The sequence below is a fragment of the Lysinibacillus sp. FSL K6-0075 genome, assembly GCF_038592945.1.
Classification (GTDB): domain Bacteria; phylum Bacillota; class Bacilli; order Bacillales_A; family Planococcaceae; genus Lysinibacillus; species Lysinibacillus fusiformis_F.
The window spans coordinates 4,108,172-4,134,684 of sequence record NZ_CP151947.1 but is presented as its reverse complement, the minus strand read 5'-3'; the positions used below and the strand labels follow the sequence as shown (position 1 = coordinate 4,134,684).

The following is a 26,513-nucleotide window of genomic DNA, read 5'->3' as shown; positions in this document are numbered from 1 at the left end:
ACTCCCTGCTTCTTGTTACTATTCATTATAGGTTAATGGCTTTTACCTCATCAATGTTTTCAAGCTGTGCCACAAAAACTAAATCTTCTTCTGTTACAACATTGTCAACCGTTAGCATCATAACCGCTGTACCACCAACCTGTGCACGACCAACTTGCATTGTCGCGATATTAATTTCTTTTTCTGCAAGCTTTGTTGCTACACGGCCAATTGCACCTGGTTTGTCCGTATTTTTAATGTAAAGAAGGTGGCCTTGTGGAATGACGTCGACAACATAGTCCTCTACTTTTACGATACGTGCACCTAAACCGTTTAATAGTGTACCCGCCACAGTATGTGTTTCGTTAGCAGTAATAATTTCAATCGTAATTAAGCTTGTAAAGCCTTTTGCTGTTGTTGTTTTGTGCTCATTAATTTTCATACCGATACGTTCAGATAAGTAACGAGCATTAACATCATTGACATGATTACCGTGATTTTTAGACAGTAAACCTTTTAACGCATTTGAAGTTAATGGACGAACATCATAGTTTGCTACTTCGCCAGCATAAGATAGGTTGATTTCTTTGACCGGCTCTGTTGTTACTTGTGATAGGAATGAACCAAGCTTTTCCGCTAATTCAAAGAAAGGCTCAACTTGTGCAAGAAGCTCTTTTGGTATAGATGGCATGTTCACTGGATTTGTTACAGTACCTGTTTTGTAAAATTTAATGATGTCATTTGATACGTCAACCGCTACAGATTCTTGCGCCTCGATAGTAGATGCCCCTAAGTGAGGTGTTGCGATCACCTGTGGTAAAGTCAGTAGCTTATGGTCTGTTGCTGGTTCAGAAACAAATACATCAAGAGCTGCTCCAGCTACTTTTCCTGCTACAATTGCATCATATAAATCGTCCTCATTGATGATACCGCCACGTGCACAGTTAATAATACGTACGCCATCTTTCATCATCGCAAATTTATCATTATTAATAAGATTGCGAGTTTCAGGTAGAAGTGGTGTATGAACTGTAATGAAATCTGCAGCTGCACAAATTTCTTCAACTGTCGCTTTTGTTACACCTAATTCTTTTGCACGCTCATCTGTTAGGAAAGGATCGTAAGCCATAACGTTCATACGTTGACCTTTTGCACGATAAGCTACTTCAACACCGATTCGACCAAAACCTACAACACCTAAAGTTTTATTTTTTAGCTCCACGCCAACATAAGATTTGCGATCCCATTTTCCATTCTTTAATGTATTAAAAGCTTGTGGAATATGACGGGCAAGTGAAGTCATCATCGCAATTGTATGCTCGGCAGCTGAGTTTGTATTACCATCTGGTGCGTTGACCACGATAATGCCATGTTCAGTAGCAGCAGCTAGGTCAATATTATCGACACCAACACCAGCACGGCCAATTAATTTTAAGCTTTTAGCTGCTTCAATCACTTCACGTGTTACCGTTGTTTGAGAGCGAACAAGTAATACATCTACATCTGCGATTTTAGCGATTAATTCTTCTGGTGCTAGTCCTGTGTCTACAATAATGTTTAAATCTAAATCTTGTTCCTGGCGTAATGGGAAAATACCATCCTCACTTAGTGGATCAGCGATAAATACGTTAATAGTTCTTGTTTTTGTTGCAATAGTCATTATAATTAGCTCCTTTTTCCTCATTATTGGTAGGTTGTGGCTTTATCTACGACAGTCTGAAATTTGTAAAATTCGAACATCTTACAGCATGCAAACAATCTCCTTTCTAAATCGAAAACAATATAAAAAGCCTTCCACGCCTTACAAACACAGTTATTGTGTTGTAAGGGGCGAAAGGCTGAATAAACATTGGTTCGCGGTACCACCCTTAATCACTGCTGGAAAATTTATTCTGGCAGTCTTAGCTATATGCGTAACGTGCATGGGACGGATAAGCTTACTTTAAAGTTGTTCGGCCTATCTATTCAGGAGTGGAACTATTATCGTAGAAATCACTGATTTGCACCAACCATCAGCTCTCTTTGGATTTTCTTGCGACTAGTGTGTCTCCGTCGTTATATTTTGTGTGATTAAATTTGTTAACATCATAATCCCTATTGTTCACCTTTGTCAACGATATTTCTTAAAAACTTTAAAAATAGTGACTTCAAAAGTCTGAAAAATAACTAAAAACGAACATTTTATATGTTTTATCATTTTATTGTTCGTCTTTTTGGAGGATACAATGAAAGCGCTAACGATATTTGAAAAGTCCGATAGTATCAGGTTTCTGTGCAGTTTTAGAATAAAAAAATATATGGGAATTAAATGGAATAAAATAGAGGATTTATGCTAATTGCCGATGGTTTTGTTCCAAGAAAGCGAACGTTTTTGTTTGTCACATTTTAGACAAAAATATGAATGGTAGAAGGTAAACAGACTGTGAGAGAAGAATGTTAGTTAAGGATGATTGATTTGGGGGTGTAAGAATGAAGTACGATGTTGCAATAGTTGGTGCAGGACTTGCAGGATTAGTCGCAGCTTGTGAATTAATCGATGCAAAGAAAAAAGTTCTTTTAGTAGATCAAGAGCCTGAAAATTCAATCGGGGGACAGGCATATTGGTCTTTCGGTGGAATATTTTTAGTAAATTCTCCAGAGCAACGAAGGCTTGGGATTAAAGATAGTAAGGAACTTGCATGGCAAGATTGGCAAGGAACTGCAGGCTTTGATCGTTTAGATGATGAGGATTCTTGGGCATATAAATGGGCAAGAGCCTATGTCGATTTTGCTGCAGGGGAAAAATACGACTGGTTAAAGTCAAAGGGGATAAAGTTTTTCCCTGTTGTTGGATGGGCAGAGCGGGGAGGTTCGTTAGCAGGAGGTCATGGCAATTCAGTACCAAGGTTTCACATTGTCTGGGGAACAGGACCTGGCATTGTAAAGCCATTTGTAGATAAAGTAAAACAGGCGATGAAAGAAGGGGTTATTGACTTCAAGCCAAGACATCGTGTGGATGAATTTGTGCAGCAAGAAGGAAAGATTACAGGAATTAGCGGAACTGTACTAGCTGAAACCTTTATTAATCGAGGTGAAAAAAGTTCGAGATTAGGGATTGGAGAATTTTCCTACGAAGCGAAAGCTGTGATTGTGGCAAGTGGTGGCATTGGAGCCAATTTTGATTTAGTGAGAAAAAATTGGCCTGCTCGATTAGGGACACCACCAAAAAATATGGTATGTGGTGTGCCCGCTTATGTTGATGGAAGAATGCTAGAGATCACGGAACATGCTGGGGGACGTATTGTGAATCGTGATCGCATGTGGCATTACACAGAGGGATTAAAAAATTGGGACCCGATATGGCCCAACCACGGAATTCGGATATTGCCAGGTCCTTCCTCCCTGTGGTTTGATGCAGAAGGGAATCGATTTCATGCACCCAATTTTCCAGGGTTCGATACGCTCAGTACGTTAGAGGCGATTCAAAAAACAGGTTACGACTATTCCTGGTTTATTTTAACGGAAAAAATAATTGAGAAAGAATTTGCTTTATCTGGCTCAGAGCAAAACCCAGATTTAACAAACAAAAGCATTGGCGATGTGCTAAAACGCATTTTGCCAGGTCCACCTGCTCCTATCCAAGCTTTTAAAAATCATGGAGAGGATTTTGTGATTGCACATGATTTAAAAGAACTCGTAGATGGAATGAATAAGCTTGCTGGGAATGACTTACTTGATTTCATGAAAATTAAAGAGCAAATCTTGGCAAGAGATCGTGAAATGGATAATAAGTTTACGAAGGATTTACAAGTAAACGCCATTCATGGGGCAAGAAATTATATTGGTGATAGATTGGTGCGCGTTGCCAAGCCCCATAAAATTTTAGATACTAAAAATTGGCCTTTAATCGCCGTACGCTTAAACATTCTAACAAGGAAAACTTTAGGAGGCTTACAAACAAATTTAAATGGCGCCGTATTGGGCATGGACGGTCAGCCAATACCTGGTTTATTTGCCGCTGGTGAAGTAAGTGGTTTCGGTGGCGGTGGTGTCCATGGCTACCGCGCTTTAGAAGGGACATTTGTCGGTGGCTGTTTATTTAGCGGACGACAGGTAGGGCGTTATTTAGCACAAGAATAGAGTGTATTTCTTTATATGAGTAAGAGCATCGTCTTGATGAACGATGCTCTTTTTGAATGGGTTGATCATGCTGAGGTAGGATCACTATGCTGAAGTTTTTGAGCGGCAATCGCTCTGAAATGAGCACTTAGGTCACGATATGGAGCGGCAATCCACTAGAAATGAGCGCTTAGGTCATATTTTGGAGCAGAAATCCATCAGCAATGATCACTTAGCTCAAATTATTGAATGGATTAGAAATCTCATTTGCTCAAACTACAGAGAAACCAACTTCTAACAATGCATTATCTCTCCAAGTATTAACAACTTGATTGTTGGACCTCTGTAATCTTAGCAATTTGCTCTTCAACTTGTTCCTTTGTCCAACCGTTTTCCTCCACGAAGAAGTTGCGTTCGGCACGACGACAATCATCTGAACAGCTACGCATGTAAAATGCCTCATGTTTTTCTTCACACAGCATTAATTTATGACACTCTGGGTTTGCACAGTTTGTATATCGTTCAGAAGGTTCCCCTGTGAAATAATCCTTCCCAACAATGACATGCTCCACCTGATTAATCGGTACACTTCGACGACGGTCAAAAACAAACATTTGACCATCCCATAATTGGCCTTTTACTTCAGGATCTTTCGCATATGTAGCAATACCGCCATGTAATTGACCTACGCTCTTACCATAGCCCTCACGTTTTAGCCAACCAGAGAATTTTTCGCAACGAATACCACCTGTACAATAAGTTAAGATTTTTTTATCTGCAAAATCTTCTTTATGTGCCTCCATCCAAGCAGGGAGGTCACGGAATGTTTCGATATCAGGTCGTACAGCACCTCTGAAATGACCGAGATCATATTCATAGTCATTACGGGCATCGATAATCACTGTATTGTCTTCTTGCATTTGTTCCATAAATTCTTTAGGTGTTAAATAATCACCTGTGATTTCTAACGGATTGATATCCTGTTCTAAACCTAGGTGAACAATTTCCTGACGAGGACGTACATGCATTTTTCTAAAGGTATGCCCTTCAACCCCATCAATTTTCCACATAATATCATTAAAACGAGCATCAGCCTTCATATGGTTCATGTAGGCATCTGTTTGCTCAATGGTACCTGATACGGTTCCGTTAATACCTTCGTAGCCTACTAAAATGCGACCAAGAAGCCCAATTTCTTTACACAATGCTAAATGTTCTTCTGCAAAAGCTTCAGGGTCTTCAATCGTAATATATTTATAATAAAGTAATACACGATAGTCTTTTTGTGTCAAAATACGTTACCACCTTTATGTCGATATTCGTCCTTTAATATAGCATAACAAGAGCAATTTTGCTTAGCGTAGAAGGAGTTTTCAAGAAAAACACGAATTATACATAGTGAATGACTATTCATAATTGGGGGTTATAGAGATGGAATTTTCAACGATTACTTTAGAGAAGTTAGAACGTCGTGCAACGTTAACGTTGAATCGTCCACAGGCGATGAATGCTATGGATGATGTCATGATGCGTGAACTTGCAGAATGCTTTGAGGCTCTACAACAGGAACGAGATATTCAGGTGCTTGTTATTCGGGGAGAAGGAAAGGTCTTTTCTGCGGGTGGCGATATAAAAGCAATGCTAGATGAAAGCAAACCGCTGAATATTGATGAAGCAATGGTTTATCTGACACGTATCGTGAAGGCATATTATCAGCTACCGATGATTGTGATTGCAGCAGTTCATGGTGCATCAGCAGGTTTAGGATTTAGTCTAACACTAGGGGCAGATATTGTTGTAGCCTGTGAAAATAGTAAACTTGCTATGAATTTCATTGGAATAGGACTCATTCCAGATGGTGGCGGTCATTTCTTCATGAAGGAACGTGTAGGAACGGTTAAAGCGAAACAAATGATATGGGAAGGGAAAGTATTAACAGCAAATGAAGCATTAGATGTAGGGTTAATTGACTATATTGCACCAGAGGGCACTGTATTTGCAATGGCAGATCAGCTTGTTGGGAAAATGCTTGCATCCCCTATCTCTTCCATGATTACGACGAAAAAAATTCTGCATGCACAAAATATGCTACAGCTAGAAAATATCTTAGCATTAGAGGCTGAGGGCCAGTCTGCAATGCGTAAAACAACAGATCATGTTGAGGGCATTCATGCATTCGTAGAGAAAAGAATGCCTATCTTTGTAGGGAAATAAAAATAATAAAAGGCGCGTAGCAAACAATTGACTACGTGCCTTTTATTAGCCACTAAACATGGAATAAAATTAATTTACCCGAAGCGTTTACTAGACGATGCGTTTTATCGGCAACACCTTTTTCCTCAATTTGTTGTTGTCCATTTAGTTTAGCAGCCTCATCATTTTCAAAAGTCCAAGTTTCATCAAACAATGTTTCCCCTGTTTTTTCAAAAGCTGTAAAACGATAATTCTCCATACAGACCCCACCCTTTTACTTGAATATATTTCTATTATACATAGAAGATTTATAAACTTCACGGTAAAACTAGTGAATTTTTTGATAAATTACGAAAATTGTGGAAAAAGTAAGGCAATGTTGTTTTTTTCCGTAATAGCATTTTTCATCAAACAGGAATTATGATAAAATAGAACAAATATTCGGTTTCGATTAATCAACATATTATTACTTTGGTTTGTACGAAAGAGAGAATTATCTACTATTTGAGGTGATTGGATGTCAGCAATTCGTTTTTTCCATATGGCAGATTTACATTTAGATAGTCCATTTAAGGGCTTATTTGGCCTACCCGAACACATTTTAAAGAAAATTCGGTCAAGCACTTTTGAAGCATTTGATAAAATAATCCATAAAGCGATTCAGGAAAAACCTGACTTTTTACTAATTGTTGGAGATATTTATGATGGTGAAAATCGTAGCTTGCAAGCACAACGAAGATTTCAAGATGCAATGGAAAAGCTTTTTCAACACAATATCCCTGTGATTGTGAGCTACGGAAATCATGATCATTTAAATGGCACTTGGACACGTTTTGCTTTACCAAGTAATGTCTATGAATTACCAGCTGAGACGAGTGTGGTTCAATTAAAAATACGTGGTCAGCAAGTGAATATATATGGTTTTAGTTATCCTGAACGTCATTTAAAGAAGTCCGTTATTGAAAGCTATCCAACTGCTCAGGATCAGCAAGCCATTCATATTGGTATGCTACATGGCAGTGAGGCAGGCAATACGACACATGATGTGTATGCCCCTTTTACAAAACAGCAGTTACTTGAAAAGAACTATCATTATTGGGCGTTAGGCCATATTCATAAACGACAGCTTTTACATCAAAACCCAGCCATTGTTTATCCAGGCAATATTCAAAGTCGACATCGTAAAGAACAAGGAATGAAAGGTTTTTATGATGTAACGTTATCCAAAACATCGACTGAACTTGATTTTATCTCTACTTCTGCTGTCGTTTATAGCACGATAGAGGTGGACTGTTCGAGTGTGGTACATGCCAATGAATTACTGAAAAGATGTGCAGAAGCGATTACAGCCAATAGGAAGAAGTATGGGGCATCGGTAGTAGAGCTTCATTTGCAACATATTGATGAGCAAACGGAAGCTTTATTTGAGCATGCAACAGTAGATGCTTGGTTAGAGACTATTCGAGAGGCTGAGGAAGGCATTGAGCCAATGTGTTGGGTACAAAAAATGGTGTTGCACAAGACAGCGAGATTTTATGAGCATACAGCAACAACTCAATCTGTTGTGAGCTTAATGGAGCAGTGGGACAGTAATGAATGGAAGGATATTCTAAAAGATTTGTACCAATATGCCGGTGGTGCTAGGCTGATAGAGCCACTAAGTGAAAAGGATATTGAAAACTTAACGCATCATGCACAAACATTATTAGCAGAAGAAATTCAAAGGGCGTGATTACATGCTGACAATACAGAAAATCCAAATATATGGCTTCGGTAAGCATGAAAATATCGCCATCTCCTTAAGTGATGGCGTCACTATTTTTTATGGATTAAATGAAGCAGGAAAAACGACGATTCAGCAGTTTATATTACAAATGCTTTTTGGTTTTCCTACAAGGCAGCAGACACAGCGCAAATATGAGCCGAAAGTTTCGACGAAATATGGGGGTCAGCTGACAATTTTGCACCCAATTTATGGCCAATGCACAATTGAACGTGTGAAAGGAAAGGCTGCTGGTGATGTTACTGTCTATTTTGAGGATGGTACAACGGGGCATGAGGAGTTGTTAGCAAAGCTTTTATATGGTTATTCTAGGGCTTCCTTCGAATCCATCTTTTCTTTTTCATTGCATGAGCTACAAGGTATTGAAAAAATGTCTGAGGAGGAGCTAACCCATTTGCTACTTGCCTCAGGTACAACAGGTATTCAGCATTTATCCACCCTTGAAAAGAAAATGGATAAAGAGGCTAGCGAGTTGTTTAAAAAGACAGGTAAAGTGCCATTGATTAATCAAAAGATTGAACAATTAAAGCAGCTTGAACGAACGATTAAACAGGAACAAGGGAAGATTCAAACATTTGAGGACAAATTACAGCAATTACAACTACTTGAGCAAAAGTTAGAGCAGCTATATGGTACGCAAAAAATGCAACAGCAACAGTGGCAGCAGTTAACTATTCAAAAACAAGCACTACCTCTTCTTAAGCAACAACAGACTTTACAGCAGACATTGACCAATTATCAACATGTTCAGTTTCCAGCAGAGGGTATCAGACGCTATGAACAATTAAAGGATCGTCTGTTACATGAAAGTCAACAGCTGATGCAATTAAAGGAGCAGTATCAAACATTGCAGGATAAAGTACTTGCAACAGTGGATGAGCAAACGGTCAATGAAATGGCTAGCCTTATGCAAAAAGAGGCAACATGGCATCAACTGATGGTGAAAGAGCAAAATTTACATGATGATCTCTTTTTGCTTGAGCAAGAAATCGAAGCACAATTTCGTTTATTAGGTGTAAAAGAGAAAGAGGCACAAGATATACTTCTGCAAGAAACAGTTTCACTCCAACAAGAACAACAATTTCAGCTTCAATTAGGTAAGTTAGAGGAGGCAGAGGAGGAGTTAAAGTTTCATCTACGTTCTCTTGAGCAGGTTCATCTAGAATTAGATGCAATTGCTAAACAGAAGCAGCGGATCATGCAGGAGTCATTAACAAGTGAAGAAGAACATATTTTAGCACAGTGGCCCCAACAAAAACGAAAGCTTGAGCAATTACGTACTGCCAAATCGCAACGTAGTAAGCAGAAGCAACCTCATTACTTTATCTGGCTTGTACTACTGCTTGGTTTCATGTCGTTTGCCTATGGTGTATTTGAAAAAAATCTAGTTGTAATGATCATCGGAGCAGTTTTATCATTGCTAACCCTTTTGTTTATTCGATATGGTAATCGAGCAGATGAGCCTACTAGTAAAGAGCACAGTTTCCTCCTACGGGAGTTAGAGCAAGAGGAAATGACAGTACAAGCAGTGCTTTTAAAGAAGCATAGATACGAAGATCGTTGGTTACATGTCAATGAACAGCAAAAAGAGAAGGAGCAGCAATACACTTCTCTTGAATATAAAATTCAACAAGCGGAGGTAGAGAGTGAAGAAGCCACTCAGACACTCCAGCATTTTTTAAAGCGTTATCGCTTACAGGGAACGATAGCCCGCACGTTAATGCCCGAATTATTTATGCGTATCCGTGGTGTACAAGAACTAGCAGCTAAAAGAAACAGTACCCTAAGTCTTTTGCAAGAAACTCAGGTAGAAAAGAACAGCATTTATGAGCAACTACAACGGGTTTTAGATGGAGCCTATGATGAACATGAAGTCTATATATATTTACGTACAGCCTACCTTGAAGCACAGCAGCATCAACAGCAAGCACAGCATGCAAAAGATCAGCTAGCTAGCCTCCAAATAAAAATGGAAGGTGGACAATCAAGAATTGATCGTTATTCAGCAGAAATGTCCGAGCTATTTAAGGAAGCGCAAATACAAAACGAGCAGGCATATTATGAAATGCATGAGCAATCTGAGCAGAGAAGAAAAATTGTGACAGAGTTGCAAACTGTTCAGGCTCAATTATCTTCACTCAATCTTCAACAGCAAGCGAGTCTGATTGAGGACACAGTTAACGAGGACATACTTGCTTTAGAACAAGAGCAGCATTCATTGCAACTAGCAATTGACCAATGTCTGGAACAACGCGCTTCTTTGCTTATAGAAAAGGAACAGCTATTAAATGATGAAAAGTATGGCCAAGTGCTTCAACAGTTTGAGCAGGAGAAAACAGAATTACAGCAGTTAGTTGAGCAATGGGCAACTAAAAAAGCTGTAGCGACAGCTATTCATGAAACCTTATTTCGTCTTCGCGAAGAAAAATTACCGCATGTGCTTGCAGAGGTAAATGCCATATTTCGTTTACTTACAGGCGGAAGCTATGACAAACTTTCGATTCATGAGGAAGGTTATTTTGTAGCACAAGATGCTGCAGGATTACGTTATCAAATGGTGGAATTGTCACAGGCTACCAAAGAGCAAGCATATATTGCATTGCGAATGGCCCTTGCAAAAACCCTAGTGAACACGGCTCCATTTCCAATGATTATGGACGATCCTTTTGTCCATTTTGATCGAAACCGCACAGACAAAATGGTACAATTAATGAAAGAAGTAGGATATGAACGTCAAATTTTATATTTTACTTGCCATGACACAATGCTCAAACATTGGCAGCGAGAGCAAATTGTCGATATAGGAGCATTAGCAAATGAAAGGGGAGTGACGTCAACATGAAAGGGATAACGACGCTCCAAGTTGGAGAAGCAGTTGATCAATTTTTATTAATAAAACAAGCGACAAAAGGTGTTACAACCGTTGGAAAGCCATTTATGTCGCTATTATTACAAGATAAGAGTGGAGATATTGAGGCAAAGCTATGGGACACCAATGAGGACCATGAAAAGCTGTATCATGCGGAAGCTATTGTGCGTGTAGGTGGAGAGATTCATGACTATAGAGGGAAGAATCAATTGCGTATCAAATCGATTCGTGTTGCCAAGCCAGAGGAAGGAATCGCTATCCATGATTTAGTGCCGTCCTCTGCAACACCGAAAGAACAACTATATGAAGAATTAAACCAATTTTTCTTTGATATTAAAAACCCTAATATTTCTAGAATTACAAGAGCAGCTATTAAAAGGCATCAAGAGGCCATTTTAGTTTTTCCAGCAGCGACTAAAAATCATCATGACTATGCGTCAGGTTTATTAGATCATATGGTATCCATGCTCAAACTAGGTAAAGCTATTGCTGATTTATACCCAACACTTAATCGTGACCTATTATATGCAGGAATTATCTTACACGATATAGGCAAGGTTGTAGAATTATCAGGACCAGTTGCCACAACGTATACAGTGGAGGGCAATTTGTTAGGCCATATTACAATTATGGTCAATGAAATTGCTAAGATTGCTAGTGAGCTTGAAATTGAAGGTGAGGAAGTCATGCTGCTACAGCATATGGTATTGTCTCACCATGGGAAAGAAGAGTGGGGAAGCCCAAAAAAACCTATGCTTCAAGAAGCGGAAATCTTGCATTATATAGATAACATCGATGCGAAGATGAATATGTTAACAAGAGCATTAGGAAAAACAGCACCGGGTGAATTTACAGAGCGACTCTTCCCACTGGATAATCGTTCATTCTATAAGCCTACTATTTAATAGTAATATAATTCAGACCATAAACTGTTGCTACTTACTAGCTATTCACTTTTAATTTCTCTAAGTCTAAATATTCATATGTGTAATATTGGTGGCTAACTATTGTACCAATATTAGTATTTCTTTTAGAATAGAGAGAGAAATTATAGGAATGGGGAAAAGCAATGGATACAGAGGGACTTTTTTCGCGGAAAATTAAGTTTTGGAAAAGTTTGATTTTCAAAATGATACTAGCTATTGGTATAAGTTTGTTTATAAGCTCCCATATTTCAGAGTTTGTGAGTCGTCAATTCGAAAAGGTAGTGCAATTAAATGGTAGTGCGGGTGTTGTCATTAATACATTTATTTCGTTGTTTATTGGCACAGTAATTATTTCGTTATGTACAAGGTATATCGTCTTAAGGCGTGTAAAGCGTGTGTTAAATGCTATGACACAGGCTGCTGATGGCGATTTAACAGTACGAATTGATGATCATTTGAAAGATGAAATTGGTCAATTATCGACTGAATTTAATCATATGTTGGAGCAAATTGGCACGGTCATTGAAAAGACGAATAAAGCATCTACAGATGTATCGACTTTTACAAAGGAATTTACAACGATTACAGAGCAAAGTAGTCAAACAGTTGAAACCATTTCTAATGCAATTGGGGAGATTGCCTCCAGTGCAGAAGGACAATTGGGGCAAATGGATTTATTATCTGAATCAGCACATTTAATTACTAAAGATATGGATCATGCATCTTCTGCTGTACAGGCAGTTGCCTCTATAGCGAATGAAACAAACCAAAAAGCGGATTTAGGCTTACAGTTAATTGAGCAAACGATTGATAAAATGAATACAATCAATGAATCTGTCCATCAGTCAACAGCAGTTGTGAATGCTTTAGGTGAAAAATCAAAGGAAATTAGTACGATTGTAGCGCTGATTACAAGTATTACAGATCAAACAAACCTCCTTGCATTGAATGCCTCTATTGAAGCGGCACGTGCTGGAGAGGCTGGAAAAGGATTTGCAGTTGTAGCGGATGAGGTAAGAAAGCTAGCAGAGGAATCTGGAAGGGCTGCAGACAATATTCGAACATTAGTAGATGATATCTTAAAGCAAACCTCCAGTGCTGTTTATGCTATTAATAGTGGAACACAGTTTGTGGAGGAAGGGCGTGAGGCTGTTGAACAGACAGGCGATGCCTTTAAAAATATTGTCGTATATTTGCAACAGATTAGTCATCGTACAAAGGAAGTAACGGATATTGTATTGCGTGTCAATGACAAGGCAAGCCAAACGGACGATGCTGTAAAAGAAATTGTAGGTATTGCGAATGGTACGTCTTCAGGCATACAGCACATAGCTTTATCAATCGAGCAACAAAGCGCCTCTAATGAGGAAATCGCAAGCGCGGCAAATGTACTTCAAACAATGTCAAATGACTTACAAGCTGAAATTAGCCAGTTTAAAGTAAAATAGAGAAGAAAAAAAGAAGCATCTGATGTGTCAGATGCTTCTTTTTGTTATAGATATTAACACTAGTCTCTAATTTATTTAGATTCCTTGTCAGTATCTTCTGCTTTGTCTTCAGAATCTTCTTTTGCAGCATTTTCTTCAGCTTTTTTAGCTGCTTCTTCAGCTGCTTTTGCTTGTTCTTCACTTGTTGTTGTGAAGAATTCTAGTGAATCTTTTAAATCTTTATCAGAAGTTTTAACATCTGCATCTTTTGCCATTTTTGCAATGATGTCTTTTAGAATCGTTTGAGCTTCACCAGTTTGATTCAGTTTATTTAACATAGTTGAGCGAATGTTTTCTTCTTCATCTTTAAATGAACCAACACCCTTAACATCACGCTTGTCCGTAATTTCAATTACGTGATAACCAAAGCTAGATTTTACTGGCTCACTTAATGTATTTAATTCAAGAGCATAAGCAGCATCGTTAAACTCGTCTACCATTGAACCTACAGAGAACCATCCAAGCTCTCCACCTTTTTGAGCAGAGCCAGTGTCAGTTGAGTACTCTTTTGCTACGTCCTCAAACTTAGCGCCACCCTTGATTTTTTCAATCACTTCTTTAGCTGTTTTTTCATCTGCTACTAAAATATGACGACCATTTAGTTCTGTTTTCATTTGCTCGTAGTATTTTTTCACATCTTCTTCTTTAATAGCTTGATCTTTTAAAGCTTTTTCTTGAAGAAGTTGGACACGTAAAGAATCTTTAAAGCCTTGTTCTGTTAAGCCACTTTCAGCAAGTGCTTGTGTAAAGCCATCACCAAATTGTGATGCAGTTGTGTCATAAGCTTCTTTGATTTCTTTATCTGTTACTTCATATTTGTCAGCTAAAACTTTTTCAGTCACCATTTGCTGCATTACATATGAGCCTGTTAAAGCTTTTGCCTTTTCATTAAAATCAGCTACTGAAATATCGCCCACTTTAGAAGTAACGATTGCTTTGCTGTCTCCGCCGCTACAAGCACCAAGCGCTAATACAGACGCAGCTAAAGTTAAAGATAAAACTGTCTTTTTCATAGTGGATATTCTCTCCTAACATGGTTTCGTCCATTTTTTACTATAACATAAACGATTTAAAAACAAAATGGTTCCCCCTTGAGTATTGCCTATATTTCAAATTTTGAAGCGCATAGGATATAGAAAAGAAAGGGGGTGAAGTTATGGGCAACGGAGGATACGGTGGCGGTGGCTACGGCTCAGGCTTTGCTTTATTAGTTGTGTTATTTATTTTATTAATTATCGTTGGTGCAGCGTTCCTATACTAATTAATAAAACAGTGAAAAGCTAAGAGCTTTAACTCTTAGCTTTTCTTAACAATGTTAGACATTCGCGCCGCATGCCTGAGATTCTAGCCAATCTGATTGGCTAGAAAAAGTTGTTGCATGGGGGGCTCGACTTATCTTCGAGCGTGCGGACGGGCGCGGATGTCATAAATTTTTTAAAAAAAGCCTAGAAAAATTTAGAAACCATTACGCCGAGGCGTAATGGATTTTTCTGTTATACTGCATATAAAATTTCAATGTAGAATGAGACAAGTAGGATCGTAATAAGTATATTTATAGTTCGGAATATTTTTGGTTGGTTTTCTTCGGGAATTTCACGTCGCATGCATAGAGCATATGTCATGCGGTTAATTTGAAATAAATAGAATACCGAGAATAGAACTACAATCATTAATAGCAAGTCTATTCCTCCCCTCTTTCAATAGTAATAGCATAACAAAGAACGCCAATAAAAAACAAGTACAAGCATTTAGTGAACAGTTGGTGGAACTAAAATTTCATAGCCTTTAGGTGTTTCTTCTATTTGCGAATTTCTAGGTGAATTCAATAGATACTTCACGTAAAGGATATCAATCAGACATAGACTACAATGATAGGCTAACAGCAATGTCCCATAATGTGTATAGGCTGGTAAAAGCCATGTTCCAACTATAATACTAGTGTTTACAACGATAAAAGGCGTAAGTAATGCTAAGATGTAACGATTTTTAGATAAAGGCTCTCGAATTCGCATGTGTAAAACAGGAATTATATAAAATTGACTACGTACGCGTAATTTTAAATGCTGGCGTAAATCGTATAGCGCCAAAAAGTGCAAAAATTTGTGAATGGGATAGAGTGTTAACACAGCTATTACAAAGAGCCAGAATAAACGATCTGTATAATGCTCTTCATTGAATAAATTAAACGTTACATACGAAACAGAAAAGACCACTAAAAAAGTAATGACACTCATTATAATAATACGCGTAGTACCGTAATGATGTTCTAAATTTAAAATTTTCCAGCAATGCATGGTTATTATCAACTCCGAAATAGGAAGTGTCCTATTTAATGTAAATTGAATTATGTTAGAATGCAAGAAAAAGGAGGTACTTCAGAAATATTTCTGAAATACCTCCTTTCACATGACTTATTCCTGAATGAACAGTAGTATAACTCATTATGTTCAACTTATAAATAATTGCAGGAAAAATTATGTGCAGTTTGAAGCTTCGTCTTATCCTTTTACAGGTGTGCGTTCTTCTAGCGTGTCAAAGGAATCGCGGAAATGTTGGAAGGAGCGTTCGAAAATGTCGATGAAATCCTCACCATAGATATTGCGAATAACAGCCATTACATCTAAAAAATCAGGGAAACGGCCATATAAATCTTTTAATGCTAGTGATCCTTCCAGTACGGAATGATACGTATTATGGTAGTTTTTATTCATCTCTATAATGAGCTCTGTGCCAGCTTCGGTAAGCTCAACATACGTATTACGTTTATCGTCATCACGCTTGGAAAACTTAAGAAAGCCACGCTCTTCTAGTTTTTTGGAGAAATTAAATGCTGTAGAAACATGCATCACGCCAAATTTTGCAACATCAGAAATGGAAGCCCCTTTTAAATGGTATGAAATCCATAAAATATGGTGTTCATTAATATTTAAATCATAAGGTTTAATCCATTGTTGCCAATCCTTTTCAACCGCTTTCCACAGCGCTTTTGATAACTGCGCGATTCTTTGACTATAAAGCATCGCTTCTTTTTGTGTATATAATTCCTCTGACAAAGCCATCACCTACTGCTTTCTTTCACATTTTTAAAAATATTATAGCAGTAAAGGAAAAAAGTTTAAAGTTAGAAAAATTAAAAAATTGAAAAGTGGCTAAAAAATAATATTATAGCAATAGTTTTTAATAAAAAAATAGATTATTCACCTATTACCAAGGACTTTAGTCGCTAACTTTTTCTTGCGGTTTTTTCTTGTTTTCTGTGATTTGTGCAATGTTTTTCTCGATTTCGCTTATCGAATTCTGTAAAGCATCTAATTCTTGTTGTAAATTATTTTTTGTAGGTTCAATTTCTTCTGTAAAAGTCGTTATTGTTTGCTTTAAATCATTTATTATTTGCGGGATATTATTTTTAACTTCATTTGTTAATGTATTAACAGATTGTTTAACAGTCCCTACTTGTTGTTTTACATCAAGGAGCATACCTTTTGTTTGGTCAACATTTTGTTTGACAGAAGCACGTAGCTGTTGTCCAGATTGCGGTGTTGAGAAAAGTACAGCGATTGTTCCACCGATAATGCCTGTTGTTAGTCCAAGTAAAAATGGTTTTGCTTTCATATTGGATACCTCATTTCTAGTCATGTTTATCTACTATTAAACCATGAAATACACAAATACAAAAAGAAAAAAGAAACTAAACGAGTGATTTGACCGTCACAGTTTAGTTTCTTTTGATTATTTAAAGTGTTTATTTATGAAATTTGAGAAATAGCTGTATTGAATTTAGAGCGCTTCACTAATTTTGCAATAATTGGATAAATAACGGCAAACGCAACAACGTTAAATGCGACAGCTGGAAGGACAACGCCAATAAATAGCATCGCAAATGTTGCACCAACATTTGCATTGAACACAAAAAGCGCTACTGCCAAAAAGACAGTTCCTGAAAGAATCGTTCCCAAGCCAACTAAGACAGCAGATACGGCGAAATGACCTGCTAGTTTTTTGAGAATGAGTAAAGCAGCTAAAAATACAAAACCAGTAACAGCTTTATCAATAATATTTGGAACTAGACCTGCTGGGAATGTTGTAAACAAACCTGAAAGCACCCCTGTTGAAAGAGAAAGTAGGAACGTTTCTTTCACAGTTGGGAACAATAAAATGCCAATAAACATCATGGTTAACATAAAATCAGGCTTCATCCCATTCACCATTCCTGGTGTAACCACATAAAGTGCAGCACCGACACCTACTAACAGTGCCATTAATACTAAATTCTTTGTATTCATTTGAATCTCTCCTCGACTATGCTAATCTATTTGTCTCCTAGCGTGTCCTCTTGACCGCTAGCGAAACTTATTTGTGATTGTACGCTAAATTTTTAAAATTTGCAATACAGCATTCTGAACATTCCAATGTTAATATATTACAAATGGCTTATAGATTGGCTTTAATATTTTCTGCTACTTCTGCCAACTGCTCTGGTGAGTACTTTTGTGTTTGCCAAATTAGGCCTAGCCCTTCTTTTTCATCGTAACGCGGAATAAAATGTAAGTGGTAGTGGAAAACAGTTTGTCCAGCGGCAGCACCGTTGTTATTAATCGTATTTAAACCTATTGGCTGAAACGCTGCTTTAATAGCATTCGCTATTTTTGGTGCAACAGCATATAGATTCCGTGCCACTTCCTCTGGCATCTCGAATAGATCTTGGCAGTGATGCTTTGGAATTAATAGTGTGTGTCCTTTTGCAACAGGTGAAATGTCTGTGAATGCATAGACATGATCGTCTTCATAAACTTTTGTACTTGGAATGGATCCGTCAATAATTTTGCAAAATAGGCAATCGCTCATAAGAATTTCCCCCTTAACGTATATGTAAGTACATTCTATCATACTCAAACCTGTATCATTTGCTAATTTTTGATAAAATATAAAACAAGAAGAGGAGTGAGGATATGTCAGTATTAGAGGTACAGCATGTGACAGGTGGTTATACAAGAAAACCTGTTATTAAAGATCTATCTTTTACGATTGGAAAAGGTGAATTAGTTGGCTTAATCGGCTTAAATGGAGCAGGTAAAAGTACAACGATTAAACATATTATAGGAACGATGTTGCCAAAGGAAGGGGACATTCGTTTAAATGGTGTGACATTAAAGGAAGATACGGACAAGTATCGTACAGCTTTTTCTTATATTCCTGAGACCCCAGTATTATACGATGAGCTAACATTAAGAGAACATTTAGAATTAACAGCAATGGCTTACGGTATAGACAAAGCAACACTCGATGCTCGTTCTGAGGTGCTGTTAAAAGAGTTTCGAATGGAGAAAAGATTAAATTGGTTCCCTTCACACTTTTCAAAGGGAATGCGTCAAAAAGTCATGATTATGTGTGCCTTTTTAGTGAATCCAAGTCTATATATTATTGATGAGCCTTTTGTGGGATTAGATCCACTAGGTATTCAATCGTTATTAGACCAAATGGATGAAAAGAAAAAAGAAGGCGCTTCTATATTAATGTCTACACATATTCTATCGACAGCTGAAAAGCATTGTGATCGCATTATTTTATTACATGAAGGAAGAGTGCGAGCACAAGGAACAATGGCTGATTTACGTCAATCATTTGCTATGCCGTATGCGACATTAGATGACCTTTATATTGCTATGACAAAGGAGCGGGACCATGAAGAACTTGCGTGATGTATGGTCCTCTCGCTTCATGCATTATATAGGAGAAGTACAAAAATATATGCAATTTATATTTACAGGGCATATTGCCATTGTACTTGTATTTCTAATAGGAGCAGGGGGCTATCAATATAGCGAATGGCTGAAAGTTGTTCAACCAGACTTTCCAGCAGAAATCGTGGTAGCTGTTATCATAGGGATTTTATTGGCCTTTAGCCGTCCGACTACACTGTTGAGAGAGCCAGATCAAGTATACTTATTACCTTTAGAATCAAAAATGTCTCTGTATTTCAGCAAGGCGCTGGCTTGGACGTTTTGGTCTCAGGTGTGGATTGTAGCGATTGTCTATATTGTTAGTATCCCGTTATTAAAAGCTGTGACGGAATTAACAACGGTGGAAATATGGACGATTTTTTTACTTACCATTGTATTGAAATATCTAAGTGTTCGAGGAGAATTCAGCTATCGTTATAGTGAACGAGGACAAATGGTTTGGGTGGATAGATTTATTCGAGCTGTTATATTTGCTGCTGCTCTATATATGGGGCTTCATGCGCAGCTGCTATTAGCAGTAGTCGCTACAGTTATTAGCATTATTTATATTATTGTTTTTAGAAAAAAATCAGTTGGCGAACCTGTGCCGTATGAGCATTTTGTCAAGCTCGAACAGAATCGTATGATGAGCTTCTATCGTTTTGCAAATTATTTTACAGATGTACCTCATCTACACGGAAGCATTCGGCGTCGAGGCTGGATGGACTGGCTCTATCGGTTTGTACCGTATGGTAAGGAGAATACTCAAAAGTATTTGGTGTTCCGTACCTTTATCCGGACAGATGACCATTTCTATTTATGGCTTCGTCTTACGGCCATTTCTGCCGTCATCGCAGCTTTTGTAGACATTCCTGTCGTTACATGGATTGTAGCAGGCGCACTAAGCTTTGCCACAACAATTCAGTTAAAGCAAGCGCTGCTATCTAGTGGTGAATTTCGAATGGACATGCTCTATCCGTTACCAGATCATGCTCGTCAACTAGCTGTAAAGCAAATTGTACGTTTAGCAATGATTACCCAAGCAATTATTGTTGGTTTATGTGCCATTACACAGCCCATGTTTTATATTGCCGTTATCCTAGTTTTAGTGATTAGTGAATTAACAGCGAAAATGTCCAAATGAAGAGGCTATAGCTGACAAATTGAAAAGCTCATTTTCCAATGCTCGCATTCGGAAAATGAGCTTTTTTATTATCTATCTACTCTGTATCTTCTTTCGGTATAGCACTGTAAGTAGTGACATAGGAAGCTGCTGAAAAGATATTTTGCTGACGTACGGCTGTTGAATCGTCTGTTTTTGCATGGGCTGATTCAAACGCTTTGGAGCTCTTCCATGCTTCAAAAGAATGTGGTCCATTCCATTGCGTCATAACAATATAAGTCTCACTCTTGATTGGACGTAATAAACGGAATGCCACAAAGCCTGGCTCATTTTCAATTGCGCGTGAACGCTCTAAAAAGCGGTGCTCGAAAACTGGACGCCCTTCATCTGTTACAGGAATATTGTTGAAAACAAAGAAGCCACGTTCCTCTATATCATTTACTGAATCTAGCACTTCAAATTTACGGGGCGTCGCAAATACTGTTTTTCCTTCTGTTTCATGTATCAATACAGAATTACCTTCCCCATGAATTAAAATCATATGGTCATTAGGATACTTATTTTTTACTTGCTCTAAAAAATCGCCAGTACCAGAAGTTAAATAAATATACATGAATTTATCCTCCTTATGAATCTTACTAATATAGCGTGATTATACCCTTTCTAGCGGAAGTCTAACGCTCCGTTCAAAAAGAATATGTCGAGAAAGAACAATTTTATGACATTTCACTAGGAAAACTATACAATTTCAGAGGAAGCGTTTACTATTGGAAACGGATATCAATAATAAAGGAATAAACAAGCGATTTTTTATAGTAACAATTTAACGAGGGGAAGGAACTATTCATGACAACTTTTAATGATACACTTCTACGTGCTGCACGTGGAGAAAGGACCGCACATACACCTGTTTGGTATATGCGTCAGGCAGGACGATCTCAGCCAGAATACCGTGCCATTAAAGAAAAATATTCCTTAGAGGAAATTACACATCAACCTGAACTATGTGCGTATGTCACTCGTCTGCCTGTAGAAAATTATAATGTTGATGCAGCTATTCTATATAAAGATATAGTCACACCTCTCCCTGGAATTGGGATAGATGTAAAAATCAAAGCAGGCGTAGGTCCTGTTATTTCAAATCCAATTCGTTCAGTAGCTGATGTAGAAAAATTAGGTGAATTTAATGCCAAAGAGCATACACCATTTGTATTAGAGACGATTAAGATACTTGCCGAAGAGCAATTGAATGTTCCTTTAATCGGTTTTGCTGGGGCACCATTCACACTTGCAAGCTACATGATTGAAGGTGGTCCTTCAAGAAACTATAATAAAACAAAATCATTTATGGTTTCAGAACCTCAAGCTTGGTTTGCTTTAATGGATAAACTAGCTGACATGATTATTGCAGATGTAACAGCTCAAATTAAAGCTGGCGCAAAAGCCATCCAAGTGTTTGACTCATGGGTTGGGGCTTTAAATGTCGAGGATTACCGCGTATTTATTAAACCAATTATGACGCGTATTTTTGCAGAGTTGCAAAAAGAAAATGTACCATTAATTCAATTTGGTGTGGGTGCTAGCCATTTAGCAAAAGAATGGAATGATTTACCGATCGATGTTGTGGGCTTAGACTGGCGTTTACCTATTAAAGACGCACGTGCGAATGGCATTACAAAACCTGTACAGGGTAACTTAGATCCATCCCTATTACTTGCAGACTGGTCAATTATTGAAAAAAGAACAAAAGATATTATCGATCAAGGTTTAGAAATGCCAGGTCATATCTTTAATCTAGGCCATGGTGTTTTCCCAGAGGTTGACCCTGATGTCTTAAAACGTCTTACAACGCTTATTCATGAATATAGTGCTCAACAAATTCAAGCTCGTTCTTAATAGAAGTCAATGAAGTGTAAATAATATGTCCTTTTCTATATAGGAAGTTTTAATTTCCATGTAGAAAAGGAGCTGTCCAATAATAAAGATTGGGCAGCTTCTTTTTATCACATAATGTATGAAAACATAAAACAATTTTAGAGGTGAAAAGGGTAATGAAAGAAGTTAAAGGCTTATTAGTAATGGCATACGGAACACCTTATAAAGAAAAAGATATTGAACCTTACTATACGCATATTCGTCATGGACGTAAACCTTCCGCAGAGCATTTAGAAGATTTACGTAGTCGCTATGAAGCAATCGGTGGTTTGTCCCCATTAGCTGCGGCAACTCAAGCACAAGCTGAAGCATTATGTGCGCGTTTGAACGAAGTACAGGATGCTGTAGAATATAAATTGTTTATTGGTTTAAAACATATTCATCCATTTATTGAAGATGCAGTAGAGCAAATGCTGGCAGAGGGCATAAAAGAAGCAGTTTCTATTGTTTTAGCTCCTCATTTCTCTACGTTCTCTATTAAGTCTTATAATGGTCGTGCTGAAGAGGCAGCAGGAGGTCGCTTAAAGATTACTTCTGTGGAATCTTGGTATGATGAGCCGAAATTCATTGAGTACTGGACACAACAAGTGAATGAGACATTCAATGCAATGTCAGAAGAAGAACGTGAGAAAGCTTGTCTAATTGTGTCAGCTCATTCATTGCCTGAAAAAATTAAAAACTTAGGTGATCCATATGAAGATCAACTAATTGAAACAGCACGTCTTATTCAAGCTGCGACAGGTTTAAAAAATGTCGAGGTTGGCTGGCAATCAGCAGGTCAAACACCAGAGCCTTGGATTGGTCCAGATGTTCAAGATTTAACACGTGAGCTATTTGAAGAAAAGGGCTTCCGTTCATTTGTTTATACACCAGTAGGTTTTGTAACAGAGCATTTAGAAGTGTTGTATGACAATGATTTTGAATGTAAAGTAGTTTGTGATGAACTTGGCGCAAAATACTACCGTCCAGCGATGCCAAACACACATCCATTATTTATTGATGCGATGGTAGATGCAATTCATAAAAAATTAAGCTAAGCGAAAAGAAAGTGATGATGTTGGTGACTCAGAAAAGACGAAAGGTAGTTGTCGTAGGCGGTGGCATTACAGGCCTTACAGCTGCGTTCTATATGCAAAAAGAAGCAAGCGAAAAAGAATTGCCATTAGATATCGTACTTGTCGAGTCGTCATTACGTCTTGGCGGAAAAATTCAAACTCTAAGAAAAGATGGCTTTATTATTGAGCGTGGGCCAGAATCTTTTTTTGATCGTGAAAACTATGTCAATGCTTTAGCAAAGGATCTTGGGATCGAACAGAAACTATTAACAAGCAATGCAGGGCCAAATTATGTTGCTGTTGGTAGTCAGTTATATCCAATACCTAGTCATCTCCTATCAGGAGAGACACCCCATATCTCCTCCTTCATAACATCAGGCTTGTTTTCACTTAGCGGTAAAGTTCGTGCGGCTGGGGACTTTTTCATTCCTCGTTCAGCACAGGATGACGATCAACCGCTAGGCGCGTTTTTTAGAAGAAGATTTGGTGCTGAGATTGTGGAAAATCTAGTAGAACCATTACTAGCGGGTACATTTGCAGGAGATATTGAGCAATTAAGTATGAGCTCAACCTTCCCACAGTTGTATAGTTTAGAACAAAAATATCGTAGTTTGCTGATTGGTATGAAGAAGTCAGGAACAAATTTCTTAAGCAATCATCAGATAGCTGAAAATAAGGGAATCTTTCAAACCTTTAGCAATGGCCTTGAAACACTCATTGAAAGTATAGAAGAATCACTACTTCCTGGGACAGTTATGAAGGGTGTCAAAGTAGAGGAAATAGAGCATGGCAAGGATGGTTCAGTTCAAGTGATGCTCAATAATTTCTCGCATATCAAAGCGGATGCTGTTATTATTGCTACCCCTTTTAATATGGCTGAAAAAATGTTTAGTAAGCAAAGTCTGTTACATGAATTGGGAACTATGAAGGCTGCAACTATTGCAACCGTTACAATGGCCTTTAAAAAAGAACAGCTCGGTGATTTAGATGCACTGTCTTTTTATGTCTCGAGAAATAGTGATTTTTCGATTACTTCTTGTACTTGGATGAATCGAAAATGGCCAGGTACCTCACCAGACGATTATGTATTATTACGTAGTTATATTGGTCGAGTGGGCGACGAAGCGATAGTTGCGTTATCGGATACGGAGATTGAAAAAACCGTGCTACAGGATTTAAAGAAAACGATTGGTATTGATGGGGAACCTATCACAACAGTTGTAACACGTTGGAAAAATGCGATGCCACAATATACAGTTGGACATGAAGCGAAAGTTCAACGTATCAAGCAGGAATTACAAGAACATTTTCCAACTATCAAACTTGCAGGAAGCTCGTTTGAAGGAATATCGATTCCAGAGTGTGTGCAGCAAGGTAAACATGTTGCGGATGAAGTATTAATGGAAATATTTAAGTAATGGAAAGCAAATAGTACAAACATTTATTATCAATGTTTGTACTATTTTTTTGTATATTTCTACTAAAAACTGTATTAGCTATCAATGTCCTCGCTCTAAGAAATTCGATGACATGACCAAACGATACCACCAGAGTTAGCGCCGCCTAGTGTAAGACCGATTGTCAGGCCATTGGCTTCATAGAATAGATCAATAGTATCTCCAGCGTTTAGTTGTACCTCACCTGCCAAAGTCACAGTGCCATTTCCAAGAATTGCACGCAATGTTAATACAAGTGCAACGTTTACATTTAATACAGGGAATAATCCGCTAATTAAATTTGTTGATGTATTTCTTCGGATTGCAAATGAAGGATTTACTCCTACTCCTAAAGCAACGGTAATGGCCGCAGTAGTAGAATAGTTGATAGTTGCTTCAAAGGAATATCTACCTGTAGTTGGTACAGTGAATACGCCAGTTATCGGATTAAAAGCAGGAGTAGTAAAGTAAGGCGATGCTATACTCCAGTTAGTGATAGACGTAGACGCACTAACAGCTAAAGTGTTTTTAAATGCTGAGAATCCTTCGGTAAAAGCTGGTCCAGTCGCCCCGGTTACGCCAGTAGAGCCAGCAACCCCAGTCGGTCCAGTAACGCCGGTAGCCCCAGTAGTGCCAGTAGAACCAGTAGCCCCAGCGATCCCAGTCGGTCCAGTAGCGCCGGTAGTCCCAGTCGTGCCAGTAGAACCGGCAACCCCAGTCGGTCCAGTAACGCCGGTAGCCCCAGTCGTGCCAGTAGAACCGGCAACCCCAGTAGAACCGGTAGCCCCAGTCGCGCCAGTAGCCCCAGCAATCCCCGTAGGTCCAGTAGTGCCAGTAGAACCAGTAGCCCCAGCAATCCCAGTCGGTCCAGTTGCGCCGGTAGTCCCAGTCGTGCCAGTAGAACCGGCAACCCCAGTAGGTCCAGTCGCGCCAGTCGCCCCAGCAATCCCAGTAGGTCCAGTCGCGCCAGTCGCCCCAGCAATCCCAGTAGGTCCAGTCGCGCCGGTAGCTCCAGTAGAACCAGTAACTCCGGTAGGTCCTATATCCCCAGTAGAGCCAGTAGAGCCAGTAGAGCCAGTAGAGCCAGTAATGCCAGTAATGCCAGTCAGTCCGGTAACCCCAGTAGCGCCAGTTATTCCAGTCGGTCCAGTAACCCCGGTAGAGCCAGTAGTCCCAGTCGGTCCAGTAACCCCGGTAGGTCCGATAACCCCAGTAGAGCCAGTAGCCCCAGTAGGTCCGATATCTCCAGCAGAGCCAGTAACCCCGGTAGGTCCGATATCTCCAGTAGAGCCAGTAACCCCGGTAGGTCCGATATCTCCAGTAGAGCCAGTAACGCCAGTAGGCCCGGTAACCCCAGTAGAGCCAGTAACGCCAGTAGGTCCGATAACCCCAGTGGAGCCAGTAACGCCGGTAGAGCCAGTAGGTCCAGTAACTCCAGTAACTCCGGTAAGTCCGATAACCCCAGTGGAGCCAGTGACCCCAGTAGCCCCAGTAGCCCCAGTAGCCCCAGTAACGCCAGTAGCCCCAGTAACGCCAGTAGAGCCAGTAATGCCAGTCAGTCCGGTAACCCCAGTAGAGCCAGTAACGCCGGTAGAGCCAGTAACCCCAGTAGGTCCGGTAACCCCAGTAGAGCCAGTAGCCCCGGTAGAGCCAGTCACACCAGTACTACCTGTTGGACCAGTTATCCCACCAGTCGGTCCTGTAGGCTTTACTGGCCAAATTGGACAACTTGGAATAGGGCCAGTTTTACAACAACAAGGAAATGAATGACACTTACTGCAAACTCTATCTATAAAATTTCCAAAATGCATAATCTCACCTCCTCTCTCAAATATCGTATTCTGAATAATGATAGGGGAGGTAGACACATAACTATTAATTACTTGTAAATCGAGAGTTATTTATAGAT

At 38.8% G+C, this 26,513-nt stretch carries 24 protein-coding genes; 12 read left to right on the top strand and 12 right to left on the bottom strand.

Annotation, left to right across the window (positions count from 1 at the left end; translation table 11 throughout):
• Positions 1-25: 25 nt before the first annotated feature.
• A complete protein-coding gene (gene serA, locus MHB65_RS20615) occupies positions 26-1,639 on the bottom strand; it encodes a phosphoglycerate dehydrogenase (RefSeq protein WP_342441563.1) in 1,614 nt (537 codons plus the stop codon).
• A gap of 809 nt (positions 1,640-2,448) precedes the next feature.
• Here serA and MHB65_RS20610 point away from each other — a divergent pair.
• Entirely contained in the window at positions 2,449-4,098 is a 1,650-nt protein-coding gene (locus MHB65_RS20610; protein WP_342441562.1) for an FAD-binding dehydrogenase, read from the top strand.
• Between the two features lie 299 nt (positions 4,099-4,397).
• Here the strand turns inward: MHB65_RS20610 and MHB65_RS20605 are convergent, their stop codons facing one another.
• Positions 4,398-5,369: a rhodanese-related sulfurtransferase gene (locus tag MHB65_RS20605; RefSeq protein WP_342441561.1), complete on the bottom strand. Its 972-nt coding sequence runs from the start codon at positions 5,367-5,369 to the stop codon at positions 4,398-4,400.
• Between the two features lie 139 nt (positions 5,370-5,508).
• Here MHB65_RS20605 and MHB65_RS20600 point away from each other — a divergent pair, with 139 nt between their 5' ends.
• Positions 5,509-6,291: an enoyl-CoA hydratase gene (locus MHB65_RS20600; protein WP_342441560.1), complete on the top strand. Its 783-nt coding sequence runs from the start codon at positions 5,509-5,511 to the stop codon at positions 6,289-6,291.
• A gap of 52 nt (positions 6,292-6,343) precedes the next feature.
• Here the strand turns inward: MHB65_RS20600 and MHB65_RS20595 are convergent, their stop codons facing one another.
• On the bottom strand, positions 6,344-6,529 hold the full coding sequence (locus MHB65_RS20595; RefSeq protein WP_036075853.1) for a YhzD family protein: 186 nt from the start codon (positions 6,527-6,529) through the stop codon (positions 6,344-6,346).
• Positions 6,530-6,787: 258 nt separating this feature from the next.
• On the opposite strand from MHB65_RS20595, the gene MHB65_RS20590 reads away from it, so the two are divergent.
• From MHB65_RS20590 to MHB65_RS20575, 4 genes are all read left to right on the top strand, one after another.
• Positions 6,788-8,002, top strand: a complete 1,215-nt coding sequence (locus MHB65_RS20590; RefSeq protein ID WP_342441559.1) for a DNA repair exonuclease — start codon at positions 6,788-6,790, stop codon at positions 8,000-8,002.
• Positions 8,003-8,006: 4 nt separating this feature from the next.
• Complete coding sequence (locus MHB65_RS20585; protein ID WP_342441558.1) at positions 8,007-10,895, top strand: AAA family ATPase; 2,889 nt, start codon at positions 8,007-8,009, stop codon at positions 10,893-10,895.
• Positions 10,892-11,827 carry a 3'-5' exoribonuclease YhaM gene (gene yhaM / locus MHB65_RS20580; RefSeq protein WP_205445501.1) on the top strand — a complete coding sequence of 312 codons (936 nt, stop codon included), beginning with the start codon at positions 10,892-10,894 and terminating at the stop codon, positions 11,825-11,827. The genes MHB65_RS20585 and yhaM overlap by 4 nt, the downstream gene beginning before the upstream one ends.
• A gap of 164 nt (positions 11,828-11,991) precedes the next feature.
• On the top strand, positions 11,992-13,296 hold the full coding sequence (locus tag MHB65_RS20575; RefSeq protein ID WP_342441557.1) for a methyl-accepting chemotaxis protein: 1,305 nt from the start codon (positions 11,992-11,994) through the stop codon (positions 13,294-13,296).
• Positions 13,297-13,367: 71 nt separating this feature from the next.
• Here the strand turns inward: MHB65_RS20575 and MHB65_RS20570 are convergent, their stop codons facing one another.
• A complete protein-coding gene (locus MHB65_RS20570; protein WP_205445498.1) occupies positions 13,368-14,348 on the bottom strand; it encodes a peptidylprolyl isomerase in 981 nt (326 codons plus the stop codon).
• A gap of 143 nt (positions 14,349-14,491) precedes the next feature.
• Here MHB65_RS20570 and MHB65_RS20565 point away from each other — a divergent pair, with 143 nt between their 5' ends.
• On the top strand, positions 14,492-14,596 hold the full coding sequence (locus MHB65_RS20565) for a YjcZ family sporulation protein (protein ID WP_004230765.1): 105 nt from the start codon (positions 14,492-14,494) through the stop codon (positions 14,594-14,596).
• A 232-nt stretch (positions 14,597-14,828) separates the two neighbouring features.
• On the opposite strand, the gene MHB65_RS20560 is transcribed toward MHB65_RS20565, so the two are convergent.
• The 6 genes from MHB65_RS20560 to MHB65_RS20535 all read right to left on the bottom strand — a co-directional run bounded on the left by MHB65_RS20560 (position 14,829) and on the right by MHB65_RS20535 (position 18,180).
• On the bottom strand, positions 14,829-15,014 hold the full coding sequence (locus MHB65_RS20560; protein ID WP_008173337.1) for a hypothetical protein: 186 nt from the start codon (positions 15,012-15,014) through the stop codon (positions 14,829-14,831).
• Positions 15,015-15,083: 69 nt separating this feature from the next.
• Positions 15,084-15,629, bottom strand: coding sequence for a DUF3267 domain-containing protein (locus MHB65_RS20555; protein ID WP_205445496.1), 546 nt, complete (start codon positions 15,627-15,629; stop codon positions 15,084-15,086).
• Between the two features lie 204 nt (positions 15,630-15,833).
• Positions 15,834-16,394 carry an HTH-type transcriptional regulator Hpr gene (locus MHB65_RS20550; RefSeq protein ID WP_004230760.1) on the bottom strand — a complete coding sequence of 187 codons (561 nt, stop codon included), beginning with the start codon at positions 16,392-16,394 and terminating at the stop codon, positions 15,834-15,836.
• Between the two features lie 157 nt (positions 16,395-16,551).
• Positions 16,552-16,947, bottom strand: a complete 396-nt coding sequence (locus MHB65_RS20545) for a YtxH domain-containing protein (protein ID WP_048391751.1) — start codon at positions 16,945-16,947, stop codon at positions 16,552-16,554.
• 134 nt (positions 16,948-17,081) lie between these two features.
• The gene (locus tag MHB65_RS20540; RefSeq protein ID WP_205445495.1) at positions 17,082-17,618 is read right to left on the bottom strand and encodes a tryptophan transporter; all 537 of its coding nucleotides are present in this window, start codon (positions 17,616-17,618) and stop codon (positions 17,082-17,084) included.
• 148 nt (positions 17,619-17,766) lie between these two features.
• The gene (locus MHB65_RS20535) at positions 17,767-18,180 is read right to left on the bottom strand and encodes an HIT family protein (protein WP_342441556.1); all 414 of its coding nucleotides are present in this window, start codon (positions 18,178-18,180) and stop codon (positions 17,767-17,769) included.
• Between the two features lie 104 nt (positions 18,181-18,284).
• Between MHB65_RS20535 and MHB65_RS20530 the strand changes: the two genes are divergently transcribed.
• Positions 18,285-19,034 (top strand): ABC transporter ATP-binding protein, encoded by a 750-nt coding sequence (locus MHB65_RS20530; RefSeq protein ID WP_115674062.1) that lies wholly within the window; start codon positions 18,285-18,287, stop codon positions 19,032-19,034.
• Complete coding sequence (locus MHB65_RS20525) at positions 19,018-20,199, top strand: ABC transporter permease (protein ID WP_342441555.1); 1,182 nt, start codon at positions 19,018-19,020, stop codon at positions 20,197-20,199. Before MHB65_RS20530 ends, MHB65_RS20525 begins: the two co-directional genes overlap by 17 nt.
• A 76-nt stretch (positions 20,200-20,275) precedes the next feature.
• Here MHB65_RS20525 and MHB65_RS20520 read toward each other — a convergent pair whose 3' ends face one another.
• Positions 20,276-20,791 (bottom strand): antibiotic biosynthesis monooxygenase, encoded by a 516-nt coding sequence (locus MHB65_RS20520; RefSeq protein ID WP_205445490.1) that lies wholly within the window; start codon positions 20,789-20,791, stop codon positions 20,276-20,278.
• A gap of 233 nt (positions 20,792-21,024) precedes the next feature.
• On the opposite strand from MHB65_RS20520, the gene hemE reads away from it, so the two are divergent.
• The 3 genes from hemE to hemY all read left to right on the top strand — a co-directional run bounded on the left by hemE (position 21,025) and on the right by hemY (position 24,586).
• The gene (hemE, locus tag MHB65_RS20515; protein ID WP_342441554.1) at positions 21,025-22,074 is read left to right on the top strand and encodes a uroporphyrinogen decarboxylase; all 1,050 of its coding nucleotides are present in this window, start codon (positions 21,025-21,027) and stop codon (positions 22,072-22,074) included.
• 155 nt (positions 22,075-22,229) lie between these two features.
• Positions 22,230-23,150 carry a ferrochelatase gene (hemH, locus tag MHB65_RS20510; protein ID WP_342441553.1) on the top strand — a complete coding sequence of 307 codons (921 nt, stop codon included), beginning with the start codon at positions 22,230-22,232 and terminating at the stop codon, positions 23,148-23,150.
• A gap of 14 nt (positions 23,151-23,164) precedes the next feature.
• The gene (gene hemY / locus MHB65_RS20505) at positions 23,165-24,586 is read left to right on the top strand and encodes a protoporphyrinogen oxidase (RefSeq protein WP_342441552.1); all 1,422 of its coding nucleotides are present in this window, start codon (positions 23,165-23,167) and stop codon (positions 24,584-24,586) included.
• A gap of 95 nt (positions 24,587-24,681) precedes the next feature.
• On the opposite strand, the gene MHB65_RS20500 is transcribed toward hemY, so the two are convergent.
• Positions 24,682-26,415, bottom strand: coding sequence for a hypothetical protein (locus tag MHB65_RS20500; RefSeq protein WP_342441551.1), 1,734 nt, complete (start codon positions 26,413-26,415; stop codon positions 24,682-24,684).
• Positions 26,416-26,513: the final 98 nt, after the last annotated feature.

Bases quoted from the DNA above. Each gene is read 5' to 3' on its own strand.
- serA (WP_342441563.1), bottom strand. From the start codon at position 1,639: ATGACTATTGCAACAAAAACAAGAACTATTAACGTATTTATCGCTGAT.
- MHB65_RS20610 (WP_342441562.1), top strand. From the start codon at position 2,449: ATGAAGTACGATGTTGCAATAGTTGGTGCAGGACTTGCAGGATTAGTC.
- MHB65_RS20600 (WP_342441560.1), top strand. From the start codon at position 5,509: ATGGAATTTTCAACGATTACTTTAGAGAAGTTAGAACGTCGTGCAACG.
- MHB65_RS20595 (WP_036075853.1), bottom strand. From the start codon at position 6,529: ATGGAGAATTATCGTTTTACAGCTTTTGAAAAAACAGGGGAAACATTG.
- MHB65_RS20590 (WP_342441559.1), top strand. From the start codon at position 6,788: ATGTCAGCAATTCGTTTTTTCCATATGGCAGATTTACATTTAGATAGT.
- MHB65_RS20585 (WP_342441558.1), top strand. From the start codon at position 8,007: ATGCTGACAATACAGAAAATCCAAATATATGGCTTCGGTAAGCATGAA.
- yhaM (WP_205445501.1), top strand. From the start codon at position 10,892: ATGAAAGGGATAACGACGCTCCAAGTTGGAGAAGCAGTTGATCAATTT.
- MHB65_RS20575 (WP_342441557.1), top strand. From the start codon at position 11,992: ATGGATACAGAGGGACTTTTTTCGCGGAAAATTAAGTTTTGGAAAAGT.
- MHB65_RS20570 (WP_205445498.1), bottom strand. From the start codon at position 14,348: ATGAAAAAGACAGTTTTATCTTTAACTTTAGCTGCGTCTGTATTAGCG.
- MHB65_RS20565 (WP_004230765.1), top strand. From the start codon at position 14,492: ATGGGCAACGGAGGATACGGTGGCGGTGGCTACGGCTCAGGCTTTGCT.
- MHB65_RS20555 (WP_205445496.1), bottom strand. From the start codon at position 15,629: ATGCATTGCTGGAAAATTTTAAATTTAGAACATCATTACGGTACTACG.
- MHB65_RS20550 (WP_004230760.1), bottom strand. From the start codon at position 16,394: ATGGCTTTGTCAGAGGAATTATATACACAAAAAGAAGCGATGCTTTAT.
- MHB65_RS20545 (WP_048391751.1), bottom strand. From the start codon at position 16,947: ATGAAAGCAAAACCATTTTTACTTGGACTAACAACAGGCATTATCGGT.
- MHB65_RS20540 (WP_205445495.1), bottom strand. From the start codon at position 17,618: ATGAATACAAAGAATTTAGTATTAATGGCACTGTTAGTAGGTGTCGGT.
- MHB65_RS20535 (WP_342441556.1), bottom strand. From the start codon at position 18,180: ATGAGCGATTGCCTATTTTGCAAAATTATTGACGGATCCATTCCAAGT.
- MHB65_RS20530 (WP_115674062.1), top strand. From the start codon at position 18,285: ATGTCAGTATTAGAGGTACAGCATGTGACAGGTGGTTATACAAGAAAA.
- MHB65_RS20525 (WP_342441555.1), top strand. From the start codon at position 19,018: ATGAAGAACTTGCGTGATGTATGGTCCTCTCGCTTCATGCATTATATA.
- MHB65_RS20520 (WP_205445490.1), bottom strand. From the start codon at position 20,791: ATGTATATTTATTTAACTTCTGGTACTGGCGATTTTTTAGAGCAAGTA.
- hemE (WP_342441554.1), top strand. From the start codon at position 21,025: ATGACAACTTTTAATGATACACTTCTACGTGCTGCACGTGGAGAAAGG.
- hemH (WP_342441553.1), top strand. From the start codon at position 22,230: ATGAAAGAAGTTAAAGGCTTATTAGTAATGGCATACGGAACACCTTAT.
- hemY (WP_342441552.1), top strand. From the start codon at position 23,165: ATGATGTTGGTGACTCAGAAAAGACGAAAGGTAGTTGTCGTAGGCGGT.
- MHB65_RS20500 (WP_342441551.1), bottom strand. From the start codon at position 26,415: ATGCATTTTGGAAATTTTATAGATAGAGTTTGCAGTAAGTGTCATTCA.